This is a genomic window from Parasphingorhabdus flavimaris (assembly GCF_013371215.1).
GTDB lineage: Bacteria > Pseudomonadota > Alphaproteobacteria > Sphingomonadales > Sphingomonadaceae > Parasphingorhabdus > Parasphingorhabdus flavimaris.
The window spans coordinates 1-23,775 of record NZ_JABWMH010000001.1; the positions used below are offsets into that span (position 1 = coordinate 1).

25 protein-coding genes are annotated in these 23,775 nt (G+C 52.9%); 10 read left to right on the forward strand and 15 right to left on the reverse strand.

From position 1 onward, the window contains the following. Positions 1-50 precede the first annotated feature (50 nt). Positions 51-1,055, reverse strand: a complete 1,005-nt coding sequence (locus HUO14_RS00005) for a COG3904 family protein (RefSeq protein WP_176277860.1) — start codon at positions 1,053-1,055, stop codon at positions 51-53. Positions 1,056-1,595: 540 nt separating this feature from the next. Continuing rightward, on the reverse strand, positions 1,596-2,111 hold the full coding sequence (locus HUO14_RS00010; protein WP_176277861.1) for a winged helix DNA-binding protein: 516 nt from the start codon (positions 2,109-2,111) through the stop codon (positions 1,596-1,598). 310 nt (positions 2,112-2,421) lie between these two features. Here HUO14_RS00010 and HUO14_RS00015 point away from each other — a divergent pair, with 310 nt between their 5' ends. The 4 genes from HUO14_RS00015 to HUO14_RS00030 all read left to right on the forward strand — a co-directional run bounded on the left by HUO14_RS00015 (position 2,422) and on the right by HUO14_RS00030 (position 7,916). Further along, the gene (locus tag HUO14_RS00015; RefSeq protein WP_176277862.1) at positions 2,422-3,651 is read left to right on the forward strand and encodes a cytochrome P450; all 1,230 of its coding nucleotides are present in this window, start codon (positions 2,422-2,424) and stop codon (positions 3,649-3,651) included. Between the two features lie 57 nt (positions 3,652-3,708). Next, positions 3,709-6,120, forward strand: coding sequence for a TonB-dependent receptor (locus HUO14_RS00020; RefSeq protein ID WP_176277863.1), 2,412 nt, complete (start codon positions 3,709-3,711; stop codon positions 6,118-6,120). Positions 6,121-6,155: 35 nt separating this feature from the next. Continuing rightward, a complete protein-coding gene (locus HUO14_RS00025; protein WP_176277864.1) occupies positions 6,156-6,548 on the forward strand; it encodes a nuclear transport factor 2 family protein in 393 nt (130 codons plus the stop codon). Between the two features lie 936 nt (positions 6,549-7,484). After that, positions 7,485-7,916 (forward strand): hypothetical protein, encoded by a 432-nt coding sequence (locus HUO14_RS00030; protein ID WP_176277865.1) that lies wholly within the window; start codon positions 7,485-7,487, stop codon positions 7,914-7,916. Between the two features lie 3 nt (positions 7,917-7,919). Here HUO14_RS00030 and HUO14_RS00035 read toward each other — a convergent pair whose 3' ends face one another. From HUO14_RS00035 to HUO14_RS00060, 6 genes are all read right to left on the reverse strand, one after another. After that, positions 7,920-8,801, reverse strand: coding sequence for a hypothetical protein (locus HUO14_RS00035; protein WP_176277866.1), 882 nt, complete (start codon positions 8,799-8,801; stop codon positions 7,920-7,922). A gap of 9 nt (positions 8,802-8,810) precedes the next feature. After that, entirely contained in the window at positions 8,811-11,216 is a 2,406-nt protein-coding gene (locus tag HUO14_RS00040) for a fimbria/pilus outer membrane usher protein (protein WP_176277867.1), read from the reverse strand. Positions 11,217-11,306: 90 nt separating this feature from the next. Next, positions 11,307-12,041: a fimbrial biogenesis chaperone gene (locus HUO14_RS00045; RefSeq protein WP_176277868.1), complete on the reverse strand. Its 735-nt coding sequence runs from the start codon at positions 12,039-12,041 to the stop codon at positions 11,307-11,309. A 150-nt stretch (positions 12,042-12,191) separates the two neighbouring features. Then, positions 12,192-12,746: a spore coat protein U domain-containing protein gene (locus HUO14_RS00050; protein WP_176277869.1), complete on the reverse strand. Its 555-nt coding sequence runs from the start codon at positions 12,744-12,746 to the stop codon at positions 12,192-12,194. A 977-nt stretch (positions 12,747-13,723) separates the two neighbouring features. Further along, the gene (locus tag HUO14_RS00055; RefSeq protein WP_176277870.1) at positions 13,724-13,951 is read right to left on the reverse strand and encodes a hypothetical protein; all 228 of its coding nucleotides are present in this window, start codon (positions 13,949-13,951) and stop codon (positions 13,724-13,726) included. A 92-nt stretch (positions 13,952-14,043) separates the two neighbouring features. Then, positions 14,044-15,552 (reverse strand): sensor histidine kinase, encoded by a 1,509-nt coding sequence (locus HUO14_RS00060; RefSeq protein WP_176277871.1) that lies wholly within the window; start codon positions 15,550-15,552, stop codon positions 14,044-14,046. A gap of 159 nt (positions 15,553-15,711) precedes the next feature. Between HUO14_RS00060 and HUO14_RS00065 the strand changes: the two genes are divergently transcribed. Continuing rightward, positions 15,712-16,488, forward strand: a complete 777-nt coding sequence (locus HUO14_RS00065) for a response regulator (protein WP_176277872.1) — start codon at positions 15,712-15,714, stop codon at positions 16,486-16,488. A gap of 186 nt (positions 16,489-16,674) precedes the next feature. Here HUO14_RS00065 and HUO14_RS00070 read toward each other — a convergent pair whose 3' ends face one another. Further along, positions 16,675-17,265, reverse strand: a complete 591-nt coding sequence (locus HUO14_RS00070) for a sigma-70 family RNA polymerase sigma factor (protein ID WP_246255094.1) — start codon at positions 17,263-17,265, stop codon at positions 16,675-16,677. Beyond that, positions 17,258-17,518, reverse strand: coding sequence for a NepR family anti-sigma factor (locus tag HUO14_RS00075; protein WP_176277873.1), 261 nt, complete (start codon positions 17,516-17,518; stop codon positions 17,258-17,260). Before HUO14_RS00075 ends, HUO14_RS00070 begins: the two co-directional genes overlap by 8 nt. Positions 17,519-17,674: 156 nt before the next feature. On the opposite strand from HUO14_RS00075, the gene HUO14_RS00080 reads away from it, so the two are divergent. Beyond that, a complete protein-coding gene (locus HUO14_RS00080) occupies positions 17,675-17,896 on the forward strand; it encodes a hypothetical protein (RefSeq protein ID WP_176277874.1) in 222 nt (73 codons plus the stop codon). A gap of 26 nt (positions 17,897-17,922) precedes the next feature. Here the strand turns inward: HUO14_RS00080 and HUO14_RS00085 are convergent, their stop codons facing one another. Both HUO14_RS00085 and HUO14_RS00090 read right to left on the reverse strand, forming a co-directional pair. Next, complete coding sequence (locus HUO14_RS00085) at positions 17,923-18,345, reverse strand: BLUF domain-containing protein (protein ID WP_176277875.1); 423 nt, start codon at positions 18,343-18,345, stop codon at positions 17,923-17,925. After that, positions 18,317-18,613 carry a hypothetical protein gene (locus HUO14_RS00090; protein ID WP_176277876.1) on the reverse strand — a complete coding sequence of 99 codons (297 nt, stop codon included), beginning with the start codon at positions 18,611-18,613 and terminating at the stop codon, positions 18,317-18,319. The genes HUO14_RS00085 and HUO14_RS00090 overlap by 29 nt, the downstream gene beginning before the upstream one ends. A gap of 43 nt (positions 18,614-18,656) precedes the next feature. On the opposite strand from HUO14_RS00090, the gene HUO14_RS00095 reads away from it, so the two are divergent. The 3 genes from HUO14_RS00095 (at position 18,657) to HUO14_RS00105 (ending at position 20,555) form a co-directional block, all read left to right on the forward strand. Next, the gene (locus HUO14_RS00095) at positions 18,657-19,097 is read left to right on the forward strand and encodes a ferritin-like domain-containing protein (RefSeq protein WP_176277877.1); all 441 of its coding nucleotides are present in this window, start codon (positions 18,657-18,659) and stop codon (positions 19,095-19,097) included. A gap of 42 nt (positions 19,098-19,139) precedes the next feature. Further along, positions 19,140-19,325 carry a PLD nuclease N-terminal domain-containing protein gene (locus tag HUO14_RS00100; protein WP_176277878.1) on the forward strand — a complete coding sequence of 62 codons (186 nt, stop codon included), beginning with the start codon at positions 19,140-19,142 and terminating at the stop codon, positions 19,323-19,325. 144 nt (positions 19,326-19,469) lie between these two features. Next, on the forward strand, positions 19,470-20,555 hold the full coding sequence (locus HUO14_RS00105; RefSeq protein WP_176277879.1) for an AI-2E family transporter: 1,086 nt from the start codon (positions 19,470-19,472) through the stop codon (positions 20,553-20,555). Between the two features lie 63 nt (positions 20,556-20,618). Here HUO14_RS00105 and HUO14_RS00110 read toward each other — a convergent pair whose 3' ends face one another. Next, on the reverse strand, positions 20,619-22,082 hold the full coding sequence (locus HUO14_RS00110; protein WP_176277880.1) for a phospholipase D-like domain-containing protein: 1,464 nt from the start codon (positions 22,080-22,082) through the stop codon (positions 20,619-20,621). A gap of 86 nt (positions 22,083-22,168) precedes the next feature. Beyond that, complete coding sequence (locus HUO14_RS00115) at positions 22,169-22,615, reverse strand: hemerythrin domain-containing protein (protein WP_176277881.1); 447 nt, start codon at positions 22,613-22,615, stop codon at positions 22,169-22,171. 189 nt (positions 22,616-22,804) lie between these two features. On the opposite strand from HUO14_RS00115, the gene HUO14_RS00120 reads away from it, so the two are divergent. Continuing rightward, the gene (locus HUO14_RS00120) at positions 22,805-23,242 is read left to right on the forward strand and encodes a YidH family protein (RefSeq protein WP_176277882.1); all 438 of its coding nucleotides are present in this window, start codon (positions 22,805-22,807) and stop codon (positions 23,240-23,242) included. Positions 23,243-23,250: 8 nt separating this feature from the next. Here the strand turns inward: HUO14_RS00120 and HUO14_RS00125 are convergent, their stop codons facing one another. Further along, positions 23,251-23,760: a DUF421 domain-containing protein gene (locus HUO14_RS00125; RefSeq protein ID WP_176277883.1), complete on the reverse strand. Its 510-nt coding sequence runs from the start codon at positions 23,758-23,760 to the stop codon at positions 23,251-23,253. Positions 23,761-23,775 lie beyond the last annotated feature (15 nt).

Sequence of the window (23,775 nt, forward strand, 5' to 3'; positions counted from 1 at the left end):
AAGACCATTGAACATCGGCGCTTGCAACACCGCAAGCTAGCCGCCTAATATCAACCAATAAGACGAGGCCGATGCTCCGCTAATTTACGCAGCCATCTGTGCCAAATGTTCTGACGACGGACAATTTTTGGTGTCAACTGACGTTCAAGCCAAACCACACTATTTGTGGCAACTGCGCCTGTGTCGCCAGGAATGACTAAAGCCTCGACATAGTCCGTTTCCAAATATGATCGCTTTTGGTTTTCCGCAATCATCGCGCTCCATTCAGGGCTTGTGACGATACCGAAATTCATCCGCAATCTTTGGTTTTTACATGCAAAAAGTATTCGGATGGTAACATTATGATGGTCCTGCTGCACGCGGAGGTAAGGCGTCATACCACTCAATTTAATTTCTGCGATGGGTGGTTCAGTTCCGTTATTTGCAAAACGTAGATTGAGCGCATCGTCAGGAGTAAGCCATATCATACCATTTCGGTCTGCAATTGTTGAAACGGTGAATGCTTTTGCATCAACTCCCATTTCGTCAAGATAGGCCACGACAAGCCCGCTGATTTGCTGCACAGCCTCGCCCGATACACTTGTGCCATCGGTAGTATAAAATTGATGGATCCCCAGCTTGCCGGTGTAATCGTTTATGAAGCGGCTCGTTCCTCCGGCGAAAGCGTAAGCGCATGCGCTTGCGCACGTAGATTGCCGATCGACATCAGGTTCGTATGTTGGCGAGTATACGCCAATTGCCGTAAAGAACTGCAGCGTTCTGATCGCTCGCCCTAGTTTCATTCCTTCTGCCAGTGATCCGCCAGGTGAGTTGAAATGGATTTTCGCACTTTCGACTCTGTTATTTATTACGAAAGCGAGAAATCGATCTGTGGTTCCTTGTGTGATCTCGCCCGAAGCATAGATGTCTTCGATGCCCGCACGTATCAGTTTGTTAGTTATTCGCGTGGAAGGATTTGTCTCCATGTAAAACGTCATTGGCGTATCTGCGCGAGCAGGCGCATGTGCAAACATCGTGGTCAAACAAAAATAAATTAGCCATTTATTCAAAGGCACTGACATTTTCCCCGTTTTGTTAACGTTATATGGGGCAAAATCTAGCCCAACGCAATTCGGCAGTAGTCCTCACAAAAAGCTGTCGCATTGTGTTATACGAACCTCGACTTCTCATAGCAGCCCGATAATTTGCTTCAGTGTTTCTCTCTTCTCTCATGCCATAAATGGCGAAAATTCTGATTTTCGATATCGATCACTTTTCGGGAAGCGAGCCAATAGGGTATCCAATCGCCAGTTTCATCCCATCGCAGGTATAGCGCAGGTCGCTATTTGCTTTTCTATTGGACAAAGAGACTTTCAATAGGAAAAACCCAAATCCGGAACTCGCCACAGCTTGGGTATCGCGTGGGTCAATGGCAAAACACCGGCCGATACGACACTGTCAGCCTCGATAATCCTGACCTTTTGGAAATCCATCCCTTGCCTTGGTAATGACGAGGTCGAGAGTTCAATTCTCTCTAGCAGCACCATTTTTCCGGCTCGGCGTAATTATCCACCCGCCGCATGCCCGCAAAAGCAAATCCCGGCGCTGCGCGGGCGCTATTTTTGCTGATCAAGCCCGCTCTCGACGATCGCTCCCACTCTGCTCATGAATTCCATTCCCTTGGAAATCTCTTCGTCGGTCAGTTCGTCGGCAATCAACCTGATGAACGCTTCGGTCCTTTCCATCATATCATTCACCGTCGCCTGACCTTTTTTGGTCAGCCGAATGACCTTCTCCCGCGCTGACGTCCTGCTTTCCTTGATGGAAATGAGATTGAGATTCTTGTCCGCCATTGCGCGCAGGACCTTGGAAATCGCTGGGCTGCCCAATTCATACCATTCGCCGATCAGCCGCTCGATGGTCTTGCGGTGGATCGTGTGTCCGCCTTCTCCCTTGGAATGAATGATCCAGAGGATCACGGTCTGGTGTCGGGTCAGGTCCGGCCCGCTCAAATGTTTTTCCACCGCCATGCCGACCGAATAATGAAATGGGTAAAATAGTTTCAGGAAGTTTTTCGGGGCAGTCTCCCTTTTGATGGGATAATCTATACCGAAATCGGACTGCTGTTTCACACGATACTCCCTCATTTGGACCAGGCTGGATATTCACTGTCATCAAGCCGATAGATCGATGGACGATTATCACGGGAAAGTCCATTTTTCCCAGCCAAATTTTGCTGAATATGAGCCCGATGGGAAATAAATCGATTGCATTCTGTCGTGCGAGCACGGGTAGAAGCCTGAAAATATATCTTTTAACTCAATAATTTGAGAGGATTTTCCTGCGCGCCGGATGAGGCTGGTTGACAGAAATATGTCCAGGCGCATATTATGTCCTAAAGAAACAATGTCGAAAAGACATATAATCAAGGATTGAGGATTCATGCAGCCTGCGTTTGACGTCGACCAGTTGAGCCGTCCGGAAGTTATCCGGAATCCCTATCCCTATTATGATCTGCTCCGTGACCAGTCGCCGATCTTCGGATATCGTGATTATCCGCCCGGCACGATGCCGGGTGTAGACGATCCGAAACCGTCATGGGTCGTGCTGAACTTCGAAGACGTTGCGGCCGTGGCATGGGATCACGAGAGTTTTTCGTCGCGGGACAGTTTGCAGGAGGAATCGTCGGCGCCATCGCTGATGCTGGTCAATCACGACCGGCCCGAACATAGCCGGCTCCGCAAGATTGCGGCCAAGGCTTTCCAGCCCTCCTCGATCAAATCGTTTGCGCCCCAGGTGGATGCGCTGGTCGCGGCCTGCATGGATGATTTTTTCGTTGCTGATCAGCCGGTCGACGTGATGGCCGACTATTGTGCGATGCTACCGAGCAGGGTGATGGCCCATTTGTTCGGCATGCCCGCAGAAATGGATCGGGACGTGAATAACTGGGCCACTGCTTTCATGCTGTCGGCGGACATCGGGCCGGAAGAACGGCAGGCGTATAATGTAGAGGCGATGGCTTTCTTTGACACGCACGTCAAAGAGCAGATGGACCGGATCGCACAGGGCAAGGAAATTCCCGGTCCTTTGCTTGATGCGTTCATTCGCACCGAGGTGGACGGGGACCGGCTCTCGTTTGAAGAAATCGTCCGTTTTTGCATGACGGTAACAGTGGCCGGCGCGGAGACAACATCATTCTATCTCGGCAATCTGATCACTGTTTTTGCGGATTTTCCCGATATATGGCGGACATTCGCGGACGATCCCGGTCAGTTTGACGCCATCTACAAGGAAGTCCTGCGCTTTCACGGCCCGCCACAGCGCCTGTTCCGGGTGGCCACGCGGGATATCACAATCGGCAAGGCCGATATCAGACGAGGCGACTGGGTCGCCTGCTTTTTCGGCGCGGCCAATTATGATCCGGACGCTTTTCCGAATCCCTATGAGTTTCGACTGAACCGCAAGAATGCCAGCCGTCACATGAGCTTCGGCTACGGCATCCATCGCTGCCTCGGCGCGCCGCTGGCGCAGCTGGAAGCTGAGTCCACCGCCCGCATGTTGCGGGAGCGGTATCGGCAGATCGAGCGGGCCGGTGAGCCAGTCTGGCAGGATGTCAGCCTGCTCAATCACGGGCTGCAAAGCAATCCGGTGATTTTTCGCGCCCGGGATTAACGGCAGACAATATTCAAAGGCAACGGTGAGCACGGTCACCGAACGAGGGAGGAAAAGATGAACATTCGGAACGCCAAGAAAGCGGTGCTGGCAACCACTAGCCTGCTCGCCATCATGGCTGCGCCAGCGCCGCTACACGCCCAGCAGGGTGCAAATGACGAAGTGCAGCAAAGCAACAGCGATATCATCATCGTCACCGCCAATCGCCGCGAAGAATCGATCCAGGATTCGCCGATGGCGATAACCGCCTTCGGCGGCGATGAGCTCGCCAACCGGTCGATCACCTCGATCGAACAGGTAGGTGCGATCGCGCCTGGCGTCCAGATATCCACCTATCAGGGCGATACGTCGATTTTCATCCGCGGCATTGGCACGCCGACGATCATCGCCGGCACCGACAGTTCCACCGCCACCTATATTGATGGCGTCTATATCAGCCGCCCAGCCGCGATCGGCCCGCAATTTTTTGACATTGAGCGCATCGAAGTGCTGCGCGGACCGCAGGGCACGCTTTATGGCCGCAACGCCACCGGCGGCGCGGTGAATATCGTCACCAATCGGCCGACCGACATCTTGGAAGGCAATCTTCAACTGACGGTCGGAAATTATGACCGCTTTCGTGTCGCAGGCGCGTTGAGCGGGCCACTGAACGACGCGATCCGTGCGCGCCTTGCCTTTCAATGGGAGGACCGCGACGGCTATGCAACCGTAACCCGGCCCGACGACACGACGGAACGCGTGGAAGACAAGGAGGATTATGCCATCCGGCTGACGGTCGAGGCCGATCTCTCGCCTGACGCGACCCTGATCCTCAACGGCGATTATTATCGCGCGGACGACAAGGCCAACGCCTATTATTATGCCAGCGCAGGCTATGCCGACGAGATTCCCGGCTGGTACGGCACGCGGGAAGGTTCGCAAACCGTCCCCTATTTCGCGATGAAAAATTCCGGCCGTGTTTCCGCAGCCGCTTCCCGCGACATTTTTGCCGACGTGCCCTATTTCAACAAGGTCGAGAATTGGGGCCTCGGCGCCACGCTCGACTGGGATATTGCCGATTATAATCTGAAGGTGATCGGCAGCTACCGCGACACCAATCCGATTTCCCAGAACGAGTTCGACCTGTCGGACGCCTATGTCAATTATGTCGGTCGCGAAGAGGATCACTGGCAATGGAGCGGCGAAGTGCAGCTCAGTTCGCCTGTCGACAAACCATTCTCATGGATCGCCGGCGCTTATTATTTCGAAGAACGCAATATCATCGACAATGATATTTTCGGCAATTTCTGGGAGCCGATCCTGATCCAGGGATTCATGGATCTGCAGGCAGCAGGCGTCTTGCCGCCCTTCCCGGTGGTCTTTCCCGACAGTGACCTGTGTTGCGAGTTGCATTTGAGCGGTGAACAGGAAACCAAGGCGTGGGCCACCTATCTTGATACCCAGTGGGAAGTGTCGGACCAGATCACCATCCGGCTCGGCGGTCGCTACAGCGAGGAACGTCGTGACGGGCGGCAGAATTTCGATCTTATAATGCTCCCCGATATCCGCATCGCGCCGAATACGATCTTCTTTCCCAATGCGATCACCGAAGACCGCGATGCCGCGCAACCCGACCCGTTCGGTTTCGTCATCGCTCCGGTCAACGGCCCGACGACCTTCAGCGCCTTCACCCCCAAGCTGGGCATCGACTTCAAACCAAGCGACGATGTCATGCTCTACGCATCCGTGCAGCGCGGCTTCAAGAGCGGCGGCTATAATATCGGCAGCAGCCAGCTCGACCCGTTCGAGCCGGAAAAAATCTGGTCCTATGAAATCGGCGCGCGCACCGAATTGCTCGATCGGGCACTGCTGCTCAACGCCTCGGCCTTCTGGTATGACTATACCAATCTGCAGGCGCAGGACAGCGTCGGCAACCAGCCGATCATCCGCAATGTCGGCAAGGCCCGGGTGCGCGGCTTCGAAGTCGAGACCGTGGCCCGCCCGACCGACTTTTTCCGGCTGGAGGGCGCGCTGACCTATGTCGATGCGCAATTTACCGACGGCCAGCTGACCGAAGTCCTGCGCCCGGCACCGCTTACGCAGGATCCAGGGACATTTGTCCGCGACCTTGACGGATTGCGCCTGCCACGCGCGCCGCGCTGGAAGTTCAGCATTGCCGGTCAGGTCGAGCAGCCGCTGGGCGACAGCGGCACAATCACCGCCCGCACCGAATATCACTGGCAGAGCAAGATCTATTTCACCGTGTTCAACATCGATGCCGCATCGCAGGAAAGCTATGGCCTGCTGCGCGCCAGTCTTGGTTTCACAAGCGCCGATGACAGGTGGAGCGTGCGGCTGTTCGGCGACAATCTCACCGGCGAGACCTATTTCACCAACCAGATACTCACCGGCACCGTCTACGGCGCCGAATTTGTCGGGCCGCTCGGCGCGCCGCGCACCTATGGCGTCGATCTGCGGTTCAATTTCTGAGGCGACCGGCGTCATCTTTTCAATGGAGAATATCTATGATCGCCCCGATTGATGTTACAAAAAACGTCTTCGAAGCTTTTGGCGCCCATGATGTCGATAATATCGTCAAATGGCTGCACCCGGATGTCCGGATCGAATTTTACGGGCCGGAGGTCATTCCCTATGCCGGCAATTATGACGGACTTGAGGAAGCCCGCGGTTTTTTCGAAACCGTCCTGTCTTCTGTCGACATCCACCAGTTCGATCCGGAGGAATTTATCTGTGAAGGCGACAAGGTCGTCGTTACCGGCCATTTGCGTCTGACAGCCCGCTCCACCGGCAGGGAGATCGAGTCCGACTTTGTCCATGTCATCACCGTAGCGGACGAAAAATGGCTACTGTTCCGCGACTTCATGAACACGGTCGAAGCGGCCAAGGCATTTGGTTGATATGCTGGCCAGCGGCGCATCGGCAACCACTGTCGCTCTCCCTCATGGCTGATCAGTCCGTTTTCAGGTCGTTGCATATCTTTGTGCCTTTCTCGCCGCCCGCGTTGCCGTCGTCGAACGCCATGCCCTGATCCACGATATCCCGATTTGCCAGGAACTGGTGACCAACATCATGACACAGGCGGAGACCATCAGGCAGCTAATCGGCAAATGGGGCGGGTCTAGTTAAATCAATTTCGTTCGCCTTGTGCGGGCTCGAAAAGTGCCATCCGGCCGCATTCGACTCACAAGCTGTCGTCCAAATACGACCTTCCAAATGGAAGTCTTCCACCCAACTTATGTCATCTTGCGTTGGCTTAAACTGGGTCGTTAGCGGTCTGCGTGTTTTTCTGGAAAACATGCAAGAACGCAGACGTTCGCGAAATGACATAGGATGGCGACGGATATAAGACCGGCTCAACTGGAGACAGGGCCGACACTATGATCCGGAAAAATTATCGATGACGATCGATAAAAATTCAATGCGGCGCAATCAATGGCCTCGTCGTTATCGATTGGACGTTAGTGAATTCCCACAGGCCTTCGTTTGAACCCTCGACGCCAATCCCGGATTGTTTGTGGCCGGAAAATGTCGCACGCGGCGAAAAAACCAGTATTTGGCTGAATTTCAGCACTCCGATCAAAAATTGTTGATCATATGTTACCGTAAACAGGTTGCGTCGGGTGAGTGATGGTGCAAACTCAATTATATCAAATGAGGTCGGAACAAATGAAGGGTGCTTAGTTGGTGCCTGCGATATGTTAAATGTCGACCCAAGCAAGCAGATGCCCCCGACCTACCTCGAGTTCACAAGTCCCTAATGGCTCGTTAACCATATTCACAAAGGAACGGTTGAAACGTGCGGTGCTAAGGGCAGCGATATCAGGAGAATTTAGATGCTGAAATCGCCGTTAATTAAGCCAATTGCCATCGCTGTAGCAATGATAAGCGGTTCGTTTCTTGCGCTCCCCGCCCACGCAGCGCCTAACGATACGGGAGGGTTCTCCGTGGCCGTCACCGTACCGGTGATCTGTGACCTCGAAGCAACAGATTTTATTATCGATCAAACGACCAACATTATTACGGGGCAAGTGCAGGAATACTGTAACAGCTCGCGCGGTTTTCATGTCCTGGCAAATCACCGGCCTTTGCTCAGCGGAGAGCAGGTTGATCTGACCTATGGCGGTGTTGCTTCACAGCTTGCAACGAACGGATTCTCCTCGGTAGCTTTCCGGGCAGGCGCACGTTTCGGTTATGTGCCGATAACCATTCACGCAAATAATGTTGAGGGCCCCATTGCCCTCAGTTTTGCGGTTACAGCACTCTAAATATCAGACGGCAGTGACAGTAACAGTAACCCGGTCATCATAGTGTCCGGCGCGCACGCCGGTCACAGGGCCAGCCTGCGCCTGCATCGCATGTATCTCCCCTAGCGACGACGTATGCTCGCTAAAGGTAAACTGATTGCTGCCCCCCAAATTGACGAGTTGCTGGCCCATTCGCAATTGATAAGGAATTCTGTCTCGTCCGTTTGCGTGAAGCAAATCTCCGCCATTTTCGGACCTGAAGGTGACCAGATAGGGCGAAGTGCTCCAAACTCTAACCCCGAACGGATCCGATCTGCTGATTTCCGTAGAATTCAGATCTCCGAGATTGATGCGCGCAATCTCGCCAGATCCGGTAGCTCCTACGACCCGGATGCTGACAGCAGGCGGGATGTTGACATTTATAGTCAAAAGCATCGTGTCCTTCACAGCACCTGAAGGATCAATCAGATTTAATTGTATCTGTTCGCTGTGAAACCCCGATTTTATTCCCCATTCGCTTGGAACGGTCAGAATGAACGGAACATTGCGACCGCTATTCGATTTTGGCAGGTTTGGGATGAACAGATCGCTTGCCGAAGTACCGGTAGCCCCTTCTGACGGCAGTATGGACAGACTGGTCGATCCCGATCTCAACATATATTCAAGATTTTCGGAAACTGCGGATCCATTGAGCCTGGCGAACCTCACCGATGCGGAGCAGGGACTCGTACCATCATTGCGAACCCGGATTGAGAAATTCTCTCGAGAGACTTCACCAAGCCCTATTTTGATGCCTGAGACGACTATAGTTTGTGATTTGTCGACAAACTCGGGCTCGCATTCTGCGGCTAGCGCAGGAAACGCGAACAGCGTCAAACTCATCGTCAATATTGAGAGAATTCGCACATTAAACTCCTATTCGCTTTCAGCGTTCAAATCTAGTTCACCAATGCGAAATAGACCATCATTTTCTGCCGGTACAGTGATTGTAAACATTCTACCTAAGCTGTCGACTGTAACCTGATAGGATTTTCCCGGTGCCAGACCGACAATCCCGAAACGTCCAATCGAATTGGTGAAGAAGGGCATAGGCTCAAAACCATCGTCATCCTCGGAAGTGATCTTCCCGGAAACCAGCATCACCGGAAGGCCATCGGCTAGCAGGGTACCCAAGGCGCTCACATAGCGATCATTTCCCACGATTACCTTGTATCCGCTGTGAAACGCCGGGTCGACGTAGACAACTCCATCGCCGATATCATATCCAGGTTCGAGGCTGTCGACGTCAAATTGCACACTTTGCCCAGAATAAGAGGAGAGGTCGGACTGAACCGCTGCTCCGAGAGCCCCACTCCGCGCAGAATATTCATTGTCGCTCAGACTGCGTCCTGAGATTACATTACGTCCTTTTAACGACGGATGTGGCTTCACGATTGCAAATGAATCTGAAATCGGACGCCCCACGCCAAATGCACCGTCCGCAAACGCGATCGAAGTTCCGAACTGCAATCGCGCGCGTGGTTCATCAGCGATATTGCCGAGGTTGTTTCCATCGGTAAACACGGAGGCCCGCGCCTGAAAGCGATTGCCAACGTAATCAAGACTCGCATCGGCACTTGTTTGACCCTGTGAGTCGCTAAAGCTCAAGTCATAGCCAATCGATCCCACGCCATTATCCGATCCGCGCGAAACAGTGGCGCGTGTAGTCGCAGTTCGGCTGCGATAGTCGGCATTTACACGGTGATCACCTCCGAACACATAGGAAATCCCTATACGCACACCGAAATTATCGTTGGAAAAATCATCGTCGCCATATTCAATACCCGCAGTCAGCCGGAGGCGATCATTCAGGCGGTGAATAATATCCAAATATGCAGACGTACGATCGGCGAGCCCCCCGCCGCGCCTGGAATGGTTAAGCCCGGTGCTTGCATATGTTCGTTCAGTGAAACTTTGTGTGTAGCTTGCGCTCAGGGTCAATAGGTTGAAGCTGCTAGGTATTATGTCTCCAACTGTTTGATAGTTGGCAGACTCATAATCAACTGTCAGGCTGAATTGCTTGCGATTGGAAAAGCTGTTTCCGGTTCGAATTCGATAGCCTGCGCGTGCAGCAAACCCGGTACCGCCACCCCTGCTAACCGCTGCCTGAACATCAAATACGCCAGGAACGATCTGAGGGACAATTGTCATTTCTCCTGCGATAAGCTGAAGAGCTTCAGAAATCTGGGTGGCCCCGCCGAGAACGAGATTTTCCGATATTCCGCGACGATAAGAACCCGTGAAAACCGGATCATCGCTATATGATGGCTCGAAACTCAAGTTTCGCGCTATGACGCCTATGCCTGCCGTATATTCTTCTTCTCCAACCTCAAGATCAAGCGGCTCGAAGAAATAATCGAGATCAATGGTCTGTTCGCGTCCTGCAGAATCCCGAATGCGCAACTGAACATCGTTGGATCCGACTTGCAGTGGTAAATTGGCAAGATCATAACGCCCTGCGTCCAACTCGAAAGTTTGATATTGGCCGCCGTTGATCAACACGTCCACGGTAGAGCGGCTATCGAGAAAAACTTCACGCCCACCCAGTCGCGTAATCGGCTGGAACGGGTTAAAAATCTGCCGGCTTTTTTCAACCGCAACACCGCCGATAAAGGGTGTTCTTAGCAATGGAATGCTTGACAGGCGCAAATCACCGGCACTGAACCGTCGATATTGTTCTGGTTGATCATAGACCGCCCTCACACTTCGGCGGTAGAATTTATATTGGCCTTCGAACTGATCGCTCAGTGCCCCATCGACTTCCAGAACGACATTCTGGAAACGAGCTGCGCCGAAAATGAAAACCTCAGGTTTTTGGGCACCGTCGCGTTCGCTATATTCAAGGTTTGTGTTGAAGTTCATATAGGCGCTGAAATTGGCCGGCTCAGATGTGGGCAATGTTAGCTGAGAACGGTTGGGGAGAGCCTGACCCAATGTCCCTGTGGGACGATATTCCCCCTTGATGCGATCAACCACGATTTCGAGGCGAGTCTGATCGAACCGGATTTCAATCTGGGTTGCTGAAAGGTCATTTGATGTCACAAATGTTCGACCGTCCAGCGCTTCAGCCAAACGTTGCTTCCCGTCCTCGTTCAATAAAGGGGCAATTTGCTGCTGCAGCGACGCCGTTTCAAACAGCGGCTCCCCGTCGGGCTTCAGTTCCAGCATCACGTCGCCCAAAACACGGCGATCATAAATCAACGGGACGGAAAACGATATCCGGCGTGGTTGTGGGATAGGATCGACTTGCGCGATCTGGACCGGTGATAACTGCCAAGCCATCGCTGGCTGCCCAAAAGGCACACAGATTGCACTCGCCAGTGTGAGTTTACTGCAACGCCCCACCAATGATAACTTGCCCCCCCGAGTCATTTATGGTTCTACTTTTATTTTTATGGAATCAGGCGCAAGTTCCTCGTCCAAAGGAATGAAGAAACTTCTTACTCGTCCAGGCCCGATAACCCCTACGCCAATCTTGCGGGTCATTTCGTCGCCCTTGTAATTTTCGCTGTAGGTTTCCCCGTTTTGAGTCGTTCCAGTAATCGACCAATCGGAAAGGCCTGCCATGAAATATCCGGTTCCATCGTTCGCTAAACGAACTTGGATCCCTGATTTCTCTTCTTCCACCCTGGCTTCAATCGACCGAATGGTCGCCACCGGAGAGACACCATCCGGTACGACATTGACCAATACGTTATAATTGATAACGACCTGAACCTGTGAAGCTTCCGCTTCGATTTCGACAGGTATTTGTTGAATCGACATATAGTAGATTTCAGACTTGGCCAACTCTGGCTCGCCGACATACTGAATCCTGAAAACTTGCTGCGATTTTGATTCAACGATAGCCTGCGCAGGGAAAACCAGAAAATTTTCTTCAGCAGGAGATAGTGTCAGTTCCCCCTCTTCACTAATTTCCCCCAGCATCATTCTGACTTCGAACGGTATGTTGCGTTCGCTGTCGTTGGTCAACTCGACGCGAGCGACCGAGGCGCGGCCGGTTGGTTCCAGCTCCACAATCATTGGAGATACTCGAGCTGCTTCCGCAGTAGCGGGGCCGAATACCATCGCTAGAGCCAACGCTATTTGAAATAATATGCGAGCCATCTACTAATCCTATACTGTCAGTATATTGTTGTCGCGCCGCGTTGTCGCCGTCATGCAACCGCATTAACCAGTTGTTAGCGCCGCAACGCTAATCAAAAAGGGAGAGGCTGCACACCTCTCCCCCTTGTTGCTTTATAGATGATAATAGACCTAGATCGGGCCTACCGAAACAACAGCCGTATCCGTGTAACGACCAGCAAGTGGACGGAGCGGATTGAAAGCCTGAGTGATCGTGGTCCGAAGTACCGCGTCATCATGGAACGCATCGGTTTGATCTCTGAAACGCGTAAATACACCTTGGCCCGTAGTCAAGAATACTGGCGAAAATGCGGTGCCATCGGATGGACGCAGGGACAGGTTGTAGTGAATGGTATCAGTGAAATCCGCTGCATCCGGACCGTCGTTGACTTCTGTCGTGGTCATGCCGCCGTTTGTTGAAGTTAGCGTGATTTTTGCAGCATAGTTGCAGCTCGTCCAGATGTTCTGGAAATCATTGTCAAACGCAGTTGTTAGAAGCAAGGCTCCGGAACCAGGCGCACGCTCGATAGCAAGATTGCCAAAGTTGACATTCTGCGGATCTGCAACGCTGCATTCTGGTTGTACATTTGCGCGAATACGAAAGTTTTTCGAATCGCTGTCCGCAGCCATTGCTGGAGTCGCGGCAATTGAAGCGGTAGCGACTGCTACCATGAGTAGTTTTTTCATTTCAAATCCCCCTATTTGGATTGGCGGAATTGCCTATCCAAAGGTTATGGCGCAGCTAAGCGCCGGTTTCGTTCAAGATTCTGGTAATCTCGAACTATCCAAATCTTCCGCCTGGAAGATCAGAATATCAAATATCGCGCCAACTCGACGCAGATAAAATTTGTCTCTGGCATTTGATTGAGTTTGAATGGGGCTGAACAATGCAGCTCAGTAAGTGCACCAAGATGTCACTCACAATCTTTATAAGTCAGGTTGTCCAAAAAAAACAGGAATCCCTACAAACAAAACCCAATTAACCTCAATCAAGTTGCCAGTTGCCATGTTCCAAAAAATTTATAATTCGAAACTCGGCAAGCGACTCGGTTTGCGACCTTGTTGAGAACCCTAGCTAATTTTAACTTAAGTTAAAAGTACATTAACCAAGATACTACCACTTTGGTTGACGCGATTATCTCGCATGCATGCGTCAATCTTTGTTGGTGACAGTGTGCCGCCCATTTTCATGGGATAGTTTTTGGCAGCTAGAAAATAATCTGGTCTGGACATATATTCATCATTAAAATTGCCACGCTCCCCGCGTTTGCCAACAGATTCGAGCTTGATACTTCGATCCGTTCCTGCGTGACTTTAAGTGCGATTGAGAACAGCCGTTCGAACGCCAACTCCCCGTCGCGACCAGCTTCTTTCCGCGCCGGGCAAGGCCGGGGCGCCATATTTTTGCATGTTCCGTAATTAGCCCGACATATGTTCGGAACCAACGTCGTATTGAAACGTTACAGATGCGAATGCAGCTGAACAACGTATCCCCGTTCTTGACTGCATTTCGTCGGGAAGCCTGACCTGCGCCCATTACCCTCCCAATATGCGCTGTCGGGTTTCCCGGCACTCTTGCCCAGTCCCGTGCATCTTTGCGTTTCACGCATAAAAAAAGGGCCAGGTCGCTATGACCCGGCCCCAGTTCTTCGGGTTTTTTGAGGTTATTTTTCCGAAGGCATTTTTACGTCAACCTCTGGAACGTCGACGGTCACTTCTTCCGTGCCCACTTCCACGTCAGCGGTTTCAATGTCGACTTCAGGCAGCTCGCCAGCATCGCCGGCTACATCGACGTCAACCGAAGGCATTTCGCCTTCATCGGTGACATTGGCTTCACATGCGGTGAGTGCCAGAGCGGCTGCTGCCACGGCTGCGATTGAAATCTTGTTCATGTTAGATGTCCTCCATTTGGTTCGAACCATTTACGATCCGTTGCAAATATGGTTCCATCTTTTGTCGAAAATTTTTTGCGCAGAGTGTTTTTCTAGTCGGCCAGTTCCGGTACCGGAAAACGGATTTTGCACTCCAGCCCCTCAGGGCGCCAGTCGCGCACGATCTCGCCTTGCAGATTTCCCTTGACGCTATGGTCGATAAGCGATGAGCCGAAGCCGGAGCTTGGGGGGGTGTCGAGTGGCTCGGATGTGCCCTTTTCAGACCAGATCAGGATGATCTGCTCAGCTTCGTCGCCAGCTTCTATGGTCCATTGAATACGGATTCTGCCCTTGTTCGAGGACAAGGCGCCATATTTCGAAGCATTGGTCGCCAATTCATTCAACACAAGGGATAGCGATACCATGGCATTTTCCGGGATGGTGATCTCGGGGCCTTCAAAGAATATCCGGGGATAGGATTGAGTCAGATCCTGAACGAGTGCGGTCAATGACCCGGTGACAAAATTGGTGTCGAGCAATATCTGCTGCGCGCGGTTCAAGGCTCTCAGCCGGCCCTGAATCCTTTCGATATAGTCGTCGATCGAGGTCGCCGATTTCTTGGTCAGGGACATGATCGACTGCAAAGTTGCGAAGAGGTTGCGCATCCGGTGGTGCAACTCCCGGGTATGAAGCTTTAACTGTTCCTGTTGTGCGATTGATTTGGTAATGTCCACGTTGAGCCCGGTCAGGAACGGAGCGCCGTTCCGCTCGACATAATCGCCATATCCGTGAATCCATTTTGTCTGTCCCGAAGGGAGCACGATCCGGAACTTGGCGTCATAGCTCTGGCCTGGCAGTCCGGCGGCTGCCATGGCTTCCCTTACAGCTGCTCTGTCGTCCGGGTGAATACGTTCGAACGCAGCCTTCTCGGTGACAAGATTGTCTGCAGTATCTTCGCCCCAGACCTCCGAATAGGCGCCACCCCAGGCAAGCTTGCCTTCCACCAGATCCAGCACAAAGCTGGCAGTGTTGCTCAGTGCGAGGGTCAGTTCTAGATTGGCGCGGTCTTCTGCCGCCTGTTTTTGTGCCTGTCTCCGCGCGCTGATCTCGCGACGCAACTCCAGCTCGCTCATCACGATATCGGCCATTGTCTGCAACTGCTCGACCTCGGGCGGGCTGAAATCGGTTCGCGCTTTCGTGTCGCCGATCCACAATGTTCCTATTACGAGGCCATTCTCGGCGACCAGAGGTGCGCCTGCGTAAAAGCGGAGATAGGGCGCTTCGAGTACAAAGGGGTTTGCGCGAAAACGTTCATCCTCTGCTGCGTCCCTGACGATCAGCGCTTCCCGGCTCTGCACGATATGGCGACAGAATGATATGTTGCGCGCCGTCTGCCTCCGATCCAGCCCGACCATCGATTTGAACCATTGGCGCTTGTCATCAATCAACGAAATCGAAGCGATGGGAGCCTTGAAAATATTCGCTGCCAGTCTGGTTAACCGATCAAAAACAATTTCCGGCTCGCTGTCCATGATATCGTAGCTGTTGAGAGTAGTCAGGCGTTCAGGTTCGAGCGGATCATTCATATCCGATGGGAAATCGTCAGCGGTGGTCAGTGCCATTTCGGTTCCTGATTCTTAGAAATTACAAACACCCTACCATCTAACCATATATCGGTTCCAGCCTCTCGTGATGCTAAGAATATTTGCCCAAGAATTTTCGATTTTGTTGGAACTAATCGGATTCAATTGCGTATATTGGGCAAAATTGGAGGGTTTTATATGTCATTAGCGGATAAACTTCGACCACATCTGCCAAGTCTTCGTCGATATGCACGGGCTGTGAGCGGCAGCCAGAACAGCGGCGATTCATTTGTGAACGCCACTCTGGAAGCGATTATCGCCGATCCCGGAACGATTGCAGGCGGCGAAAATTTGAGGGTTCAGTTATACAGAGCGTTCTGCAAGATCTGGGAAAGTGCCAATCTGGAAGTAGAGCGGGACGAGGGTGACACGGTCCAGCACCATCTCAGGAGAATTCCGCCTATCAGCCGGCAGATATTGCTGCTGACCTCGCTCGAAGGATTTTCGACCGAAGAGGTAGCGGAGATTCTGGATGTGGGCGCAAACTCGATCAACGGTTTGCTGGAAGACGCGATTCTGGAAATCGACAACGAGCTTCGGTCGGATGTCCTGATAATCGAGGACGAGGCTCTCATCTCGATGGAGCTCGAGCAGATTGTTACCGGCTTGGGTCACAAGGTCTGTGGTACTGCAACGACCCACAAGGGCGCCCTGGCAGCGGTAGCAAAATCAAAGCCGAACCTGGTGCTGGCGGACATTCAGCTGGCAGACGGAAGTTCCGGTATTGATGCTGTAAAAGACATTCTGTCGCAGTTTACGGTCCCGGTCATTTTTATCACCGCGTTTCCAGAAAGGCTGCTGACCGGCGAGCGTCCCGAACCGACATTTTTGATTACCAAGCCGTTCCAGCCCAACGCGATCCGCGCCGCGATCAGCCAGGCGCTATTCTTTACCCCTGCAAGGCAGGATGCCTAGAATATATTGACGACAGAATAGACAAGCGATGAAACTCCAAGGGCTGCGCCGCAACAGTGGCGCGGCCTTTGGTTTGTCGAGGTTTGTCTGCAGATCGTTTTGGCGGGTGGTGGCGCTGATATGCTCTCGATATGAAAACGGCGCACAGACATGGCCTGCGCGCCGTTTATAGCATTTATTTCATTGTCAGGCTGTTGCAGCGTCGACAGCTTCCAATATTTTTTCCAGCGCCGTGTCGGTTGACTGGTTCGAGCCTGCCGAGGCGTCGGTAAACCTGCCGTCATCGAGGATGCCGTGCAGAGTTGCACGGGCTCGCGAAACCCGGCTTTTCATCGTCCCGAGCGTGGTCCCCGCAATATCGGCCGCATCCTGATAGGAATGTCCGCCGGCGCCAACCAATATTATCGCTTCGCGCTGGTCATCCGACAATTCCATCAGGGCGCGCTGCAAATCAGCAAGATGCAAGGGGTCCTGTTGCGGCGCAGGCGTTGACAATATCCGTTCCGCCACCAGCTCGTCATAATTGCCCTTGAATTTATTCTGGCGCATTTGCGAGAAATATGTGTTGCGCAGAATGACGAAGGTCCACGCTCGCATCGAGCTGCCGGCCACGAAACGCTCGCGTGCTGCCCACGCCTTGAGCAAAGTGTCCTGTACCAGGTCATCGGCGGCGTCGGGGCTTCCCGAAAGACTCCGTCCGAATGCACGCAGATGGGGCAGGGTCTCTGCCAGTTCTTTTTTGAAATCCGGATCCGAAAGCGGCGCTCCCTCACTCATCAGAGCTGGAATCCGATCCGGACTCATCATCAAAATCGCCGAGCTGATCAAGCAATGCCATCATGGTGTCTGGCAAAGGTTCGTCGAGCACGTTTTGATACATGTTCTTGAGGCCGAGGCCTAGCCGGTCCTGAGCTTGCTGTGTCTCATATGTCATGCCGTTTTCACCTGTGCCCGATTCTGCAGCATTCTGGCTTGGCGACTCAGTTTTTTGCTCCTGATCGTCATCTTTGTTTTCTTCCTGGTTTGGCAAAGGAGGGCCTCATATTCTCTAATTTCATGATGACATAACCCGGCAGGGGCGGATAAGTTCCATAATATTTTCTGTCGCAAATGTCCAATTAACGGGGAACAAATATAGGCTGGCATCGTTGACCGGATATCGAAACAGTAACGGAAGGATCGATTGATGGCGGTTGAACAGGACAAGAAAGAGTCAGGCCTGAAAATGGAAGGCGAAGGCAGCCGTGAGGGATCGCGGCGCTATCAGGAAGCTCAGCATGAATTCGCGGAAAATGCCGATGTCGAGACGAAAGCGGAAGAAGCCGCGGACGCACTGGACGGCGACGAAGCTGACGAGTTGGAGCAAGCGAGGCAGGCGGCTGCGCAAGGCAGGGCAGTCAAAGGCTGATTCAAGGGAGGCGAGAGGTTCTGCCGCTATTGGGCTTGAGAGCCGAAGGACTTAAAGCTTTCAAAATGCTGTTTTGTCTCGGGTGTAACCCATTTGGATGACAACAGTTGTTCTATGGTTGTTTCTTGTTCTCTGGAGTCCGAAACAAGCAAGACGCCAGCCATTCTCCAATGCGGAAATTCGCGCTGCGAAGTCTCTCGCCGACTGAATATGACCATACCGTCGTGGCGCTTGTCGCTTTCGATCAGACGCATGCAGCTGTTCAAATTGTCACGGCTCCCCTCCAGCGTTTGCATGAAATTCAGCCCGTTGAACGCCAGTAATCCAGTCAGGTCGAGCTCCTCGTTTCGAACGTTGGCGCTCTCGAGGATATTATGGAAATCCGAATGGGCAAGATCGGATCGCGCGGTGCTGATATAGCTAATCGATGTAATCAACCCATCTGGCATGATGCAGCAAGCCCCCCAAGTTCTTCTGGCTATCTAGATGTAATTTCGAGCCTATCCGCTTTTGGTAGAATTGACCAGCCGCAAGAAGGCAAGCTGATTGGCGGCCATATTCACAAACTCTAGCCAAGGAAAGCGCCGTTTTGATCAGCCCTGCCAGTAGCTCCCCATCAAAAACAGTCAAATATTTTTCGGCAGGAAGTCCGGAATTCTGTCCTGTTGGGACCTGTTCGATATGTTCTGTCCAGATTTTTTTGGAACTGTTGCTCATCGAGCCAGTTGGTTGACTATAAATTCAAACGAACGAGGACCATATGACAAACGATAAATCTATCAGCATTCTGAATGACGTTCTGGAGACATTGCTTGATTCCAGAGATGGATATCAGAAGGCCGCTGAAGTGGCCGATCGCGACGTATTCAAACAGTTTTTCACGCGCCGCGCCGCGGCACGAAATTCGATGGTCACCAAGACCCAGGCCGAAATCCGGCACCTTGGAGGCGAGCCTGCAGAAGAGGGGACAATTCTGGCCAAGGCCCATCGCATGTTCCTATCGATCAGCTCTGCCCTGGAGGGCAATGATGAAGCCGCAGTCGAAGCAGTCGAGGACGGCGAGGAATATCTGCGCAACAAGATGAAAGACGCTCTTGCAAATGACGAACTCGCAGCAACGGCGAAAACGCTGTTGAGCGGTTTCAATGGCGAATTGCGCGCCGACGGCCGGCTGATCGATCATCTCGAAGCTTCGGTCTAGTTTTTAGCGTTCAAACGACAATCAAGAAGAAGGGAATAAATCATGGAATATGGAATTTTAGGACTTGTCATTCTGGCTCTGGATATCTGGGCATTGCTCGGGGTCTGGGGAAGCGGCGCATCGGTGGGTTCAAAACTGCTGTGGACCGCGCTTATCGTAATTCTGCCGGTCATCGGACTGATCATCTGGTATTTTGCAGGACCCAAAGGCTCCGTGAAGGCGGTCTGACCAGCTAAACGTGCGAAAGCGGTTGCCCCCGATAACCATATTCATGGCTATCGGGGGTTTTCATATCCGGATCCAGAGCTGCAATGACGAGGGAATGGGAGAGACGTCCTGACTGACAAGGCTACCAATAACGAGGGTCAGCCAATGGTCCTAAGCCAGCGGAGAAGTTCGGCGATCATATTGCTGCTATCATGCGGGCTATTGCTGGCGCTTCCCTTCGTGCTGTCGGCGGGTCAGGATTTTTTCCTGCCGGTGGCAGCCGCTGTGGTCATCACAATCATTCTTGCGCCTGTAGCCAACGCTCTGCAGAAACTGAGACTACCCAATATCATCGCATCATTCATTGCGATATTGCTTTTTGCCGGGCTTTTGACCCTGGCCATTTTCATGATCTTCCAGCCGGCACTGGATCTGTTTGAGAAACTACCGATCATCACCAATTTCGTGACCGGGAAACTGGCCGAGCCGGGTTCTCTCGCGCTACCGCTGTCGACGATCAGTGCTGGGCTTTCCGACGCTTTGCGAAGCTCTGCCGAAAAAGAGGTCATGGACCAGACATCATCAATGTTTCAGGCGGTAGCCTTCGCCACACCATTTGTAATCGGCCAGATACTGCTCGCGCTTCTGATCAGCTATCTTATGCTGGTGTCGAGGGTCAAATTTCACGAATCCTTGATCCGCGACCGCGTAACGATAAGTGCAACACGCAAGGCTGGTCTTGCCGTTCGCGAGATTTCCAGAAGTGTTTCCCATTATCTCGGGACGGTCATCGTCATCAATTTCTGCGTCGGACTGGTGGTGACCCTCGGCGCCTGGTTATTTGGTCTGGAATCGCCGCTTATGTGGGGCGGGCTGGCCGCAATATTGAACTTCATACCTTATGTCGGTCCGCTGGTACTGGCGGTGCTGTTGGGAATTACCGGAGTTCTGGATGAGGGCGCTCTGATTGCAGGGCTCCTGCCGGCTGCAGCCTATCTGGGGCTTCAGACCATTGAGGCCAATCTCATAACTCCCGCTGTGCTGGGCGAGCGGCTGTCGATCAATCCGGTAATCATCATAATAGCCGTCAGCTTTTTCTCCTGGATTTGGGGGCTGGTTGGAGCATTGCTATCGGTGCCGCTGGTAGTGATATTCCGGATCTTGCTCAATCATACCGGGACGCCCAATATAATCGGATATCTTCTCGGCGAGCCGCTGTTCGGTTCGTCGATGAGAAGAGCCGAAAAATAGCGAGGCTGTCCCTTGCGATCTGATGGTGAGTCCCTGAAATTGTCTGGATCTGTCTGCCGTCCGTCAGGAACGCCTTGATCTGACCCGCCTGATCATCTGCGAAATACGGCCGCTTTTTCTATTCAGGGCTGCGAAATTGTCGTCGGCACTTTGCGGATCCAGAATATCATTCTCGGCGAGCATTTTTTCCACGTCATTCAAATCGGGAAGCTGGTAATCGCGCAGGGTCGTTCCCGTCGAACGGCACAGCTGGATGGTTTCTATCAAGGACCCGGTGTCCTCGAACATTTTCGCTAACCGGTCCACCGTCGTGCCCAGATGCTCGGCGAGCAGGTCGTTGCGCAGATTTGCGATCTGCTCCCGCACCCGACTGTTGCCGCTATCCCCCGCGTCGAGCGCCAGGTCACATTCGGTGTCGAAGCCGAGCGACCGGTTGTTCATGTTAGAAGATCCAACGCGGATGATCCGGTCGTCTATGATCATCAGTTTCGCGTGGATATAGATCGGGCTGCCGGCTTCGTTCAGCGCATGGTAGACACGGAATCTTTTCTCATGATCGACTTCGATCAGCGCCTTGATCAGACGTGCCCGCTTGCTATCCATAACCGCCGGTTCCAGCCAGCCCTCGGCAGTGACGGGATTGACGATGACGATCTCGGGACCGTCTTTTTCCTTGAGGCGTTTTGCAATAGCGACGGCGATCTTGCGGGATGCAAAATACTGGCTCTCAGCGTAAATATAGCGTTTCGCGCTTGCGATCAGGTCGAGATAAAGATTTTCGATTTCGGTAATGGACGGCCTGTTGTCGCATTCCGGCTGGGTCCGCGCAATCGCGATGTCGACATTTTCGAAATCGGCTTTCAGCTTGTCCGGCCAGCAACTATTTGCTTCCGCATCGACCATTTGGGTACCGCCGGCAACCTTCCAGCGGGAAACCGCGAATTCGGAGAGATGCTTGGCTATCGGCCCCTGCACCGCCATCGCAGCATCATGCCAAGGGCCGCCATCCTTGCCATTGGGGGGCGAGCGATGGGGCTGGTCTTCATCGTGTGAACGCGTGTCCCACCGGTCGTCGGTAATATCAATACCGCCACAAAAGGCCGTGTCTTCGTCAACGACCACAACTTTCTGGTGCTGCGCCGCGCCAACCGGATGCGTGCTGTCGAGCTTGAGATGGATGCGCGGGTGCAGGCGCCAGCGGATCAGGGTCAGCAAAGTTCTGCCGCGAAACAGTGTTTTGATTGCACCCGTATCCCAGCGCAGAATATAGATTTGCAGGTCCGGGTTTCTTGCAACCAGCCAATTGACATATTTTCCGATTTCCAGTGGACCGACAATTTGCTGTTCGGTATCATGCATCTCGACCCGGGCATCAAAATCCCAGCCCACCAGGATTACGCGATGTTTGGCCTTGGCCATTGCCCGCCGCAAATAGCGGAAATAATTTTCGGCATCGATGATGACCGAAGCTTTCTCCGCCTTATCGACTTTCCAGCAATTTCGGGATTCGTCGAAAATGTTCTTCATAAAATCGCCATCCAGAAACAAGGCCTTTCGCCTTCTGTCGCATCATGGATGCTCTTTTGCAGCCGATCTGGCGCAAAGGTCAATCTTTAAGCGTTTTCGCCGATTTCCGAGCGTTTGCGTTTTTCGAACTTGTCGACAAGATCATTGGCCAAATCATTGCTGATGACCTTTCTCGCGATTTCGAAAACGTCATTCTCCTCTTCATCCATATGATGCTCGAGCTCGTCCTTCAGCTTTTCGAATTTCTGAATCCAGCCGCTCGATGACATGTCCATCTCGTCCAACTCCTGGATCAGGTCGTCGGCTTCTTTATGCTCATGAACGCTGTGTCTGGCCTGCTCCTGACTCTTCCTTGCCTCGATAAGTTCGGCATAGAATGTCTGCTCTTCGGCATTGGCATGTGCGACCGCTTCCGGCTTGAATTGCTGCCAAAGCTCGTTCCGCTCTTCGCTGTTTCCTTCGGTCTTCATGATCTGCGCGGCCAGTTCGCGGTGCTTGTCATGGTCCTGCACAATTCTTTCGTAGATGTTCATCATCGTCTCCTGACACTTGTGGTATCGCTCAAATGCCCAACGCACCGGGGGCGCATATGGTTCCCTGATCCTCTCCGTCGCGTTATTTTTTGTTTCGGCTGTCACGCAATCGGCTAGGACGGGCGGTCGATCGGACCACGACATTTCCGGCCTTTGGGAACCATCGGTTCGATTGGCCGTTGAATAGCCATGTCACAGAGCGATACCGCGAACCAGAATGACGAAGCTCCCGCCGCAGATCGGACCGATCTGGCGGAGGACAGGACAGAGCGTGCGGAAGATCGCACGGAACTGGCCGAGGACAGAACGCTGATGGCCAACGAGCGCACCTTCGCCGGCTGGATCCGGACAGGGTTGGCTGCGGTTGGTATCGGTCTGGGGTTCAACGCGTTATTCGGAACTCTCGACCCATGGTGGCTTCCCCGGATGATCGCCACATTATTCATTCTTATCGGCATAGTGATTTTCTATGCGGCCCAGAGAACCGCCTGTCGCGTCTACGAGCGGCTGGATTCGCACTCGTCCGAACCTGTGGGCGGCATGAAGATCCGGATGATCACATTCATGTTCGGTGCCGCAAGCGCTTTGCTGATCGTCGGGCTTTGGTTGATGTCGATCGACAGTTGATCCGCCGGTCAATTGCGGGCGGGCAAAATCTCGTCGTCGGGTTTGTTGCCGTGAAGCACCGAGATGTCACCGGTCGCCTCCAATATGACTGCCCTCACTTCTGACAGCCGCAGGGCATTCGCCTCGCGCAATTTGGCATAAATATCGTCGCGGGTTACCCTCGTGATTTGTAGATTCTCGTCGAGGAAAATGCCGTCCTTCATCAACCAGACCGGGTCATTGGTTGCAGCCTCGACAATATGCGGCTTGGCCTTCCGCAACTTGGCAATGGCAAACTGCGAGGCGAGGAGCATGGTGATGCTGCCAATATTTTGGATAAAGGCTGGCCACGTCTCGACCGTCACCGCTCCTGCCAAAAGTGACCCTGTCGCCACGGTGACGACAAAATCAAATGCGGTCATTTTCGAAAAGGATCGGAGACCGACAATTTTGACCGTGAGCATCACCCACAGCAGCGCGATCGGGGCCAGAATGATAATGCGCAAGGCAATATCGACCTGCAAATCGTCGCTAAACATGGGTTATGCTCTCTT